We start from the raw sequence: 1,500 nt of genomic DNA, 5'->3' as shown, positions 1-1,500 counted from the left end.
TAATTATAGCCTTACGGCCTGGTTTAGATTCAGCAAACATAACAGCTGCCTTAACCTTTGGAAGCATTGAACCTGGTGCAAAATGACCCTCCGCAGTATATTTCTCTGCATCTGCAACGGTTATATGTGCAAGGTTTTTTTGCTCTGGAGTGTTAAAGTTAATAGCTACCTGCTCTACAGCTGTTAAAATAACAAGTTCGTCAGCATCAAGTAATTCTGCTATTTTCTCAGAAGCTAAGTCCTTATCAATAACAGCTGGAATACCTTCAAGTGTTCCGTCATCTTTCTTGATAACCGGAATACCTCCACCACCAACAGTTATAACTATATGACCAGCATCTACTAGGGTTCTTACGATTCCCTCTTCAACAACAGAAATCGGTATAGGTGAAGCAACTACTCTTCTATATCCTCTACCTGAGTCTTCCTTCATTGTATATCCTTTTTCAGCTTCAAGAGCCTTCGCTTCTTCAGCAGTAACAAAGGAACCTATAGGCTTAGTTGGATTTTTAAATCCTGGGTCGTCTTTATCAACAACAACTTGAGTTACAACAGAAGCAACTTGCTTAGTTATTCCTCTTTTAACTAATTCTTCTCGAATAGCTTGCTGTAAATGATATCCTATATATCCCTGGCTCATAGCTCCACATTCTGGGAATGGCATAACTGGGTTGTTATTATTGTTTGCATGTGATGCTTCATATGTTGAAACAATTTGACCAACCTGTGGTCCATTACCGTGGGCTATGATTACCTCATGACCATCTTCTATAAGGTCTGCAATTGGTTTAGCAGTTTCAGCACAGGCTACCATTTGGGAACGTGCTGATGTATCCTTTGTATCAGATTGTAGGGCATTTCCTCCTAGTGCAACAACGACTCTTGCCATAATGTTTCCTCCTAGAATATATAAATTTTATATAAACTGGTATTAGACAAGCTAATACCAGATATAATCATTAAAGAGAGATAACTCCCATTGCTAGAAGTACAATCATTACAATTGCAATAATTATAAATAGTAGTGAACCAATTTTTTCTCCACTTGTAAATGCCTCACCCTTTTCCTTCTTACCGAAGTAGAATGGTATAAGACCTGTTACATAGAGTATAAATGCAAGCCCTAGATATACAAGACCTACTGCATAGATTACGTATATAGAATAAAGTGTAGCAAGTATTGCAACTGCCTTATTACCTGCTGTACATGTATCATCTCTATAACATGTTTTAACAGCAAATAGTGCTGAGAATAGGTATGGTACAAGTATCGCAGCAGTTGCTATATAAGTTACAGAATAATATGCTGACTGAAGCCCTGGTGATAATAGGGCTAGTAACAATAACTGGGTTACCCCATTAGTAATAATCAGTGAGTTAATAGGAACTCCTGCTGAATTTTCCTTAGCAAACCACTTTGGCATAACCCTATCTTTAGCAGCTAAGTATGGAATTTCTGCTGCAAGCAGAATCCAGCTTAATAGCGCTCCAAGAAGTGAT

2 protein-coding genes are annotated in these 1,500 nt (G+C 38.1%); both read right to left on the bottom strand.

What is annotated here, in order from left to right; all coding sequences use genetic code 11:
* Positions 1-889: carbamate kinase (gene arcC, locus RR539_RS10860; RefSeq protein ID WP_332500456.1), on the bottom strand; the 889-nt coding region annotated here is incomplete at its 3' end.
* A 70-nt stretch (positions 890-959) separates the two neighbouring features.
* Positions 960-1,500, bottom strand: a 541-nt coding sequence (locus tag RR539_RS10855; RefSeq protein ID WP_332500455.1) for an amino acid permease, incomplete at its 5' end; no start/stop codon positions are given.

This window comes from Clostridium sp. (genome assembly GCF_036639235.1).
In the GTDB taxonomy this organism is placed as follows: Bacteria; Bacillota; Clostridia; order Clostridiales; family Caloramatoraceae; genus Clostridium_AB.
This window is presented reverse-complemented; position numbering and strand designations above follow the sequence as displayed.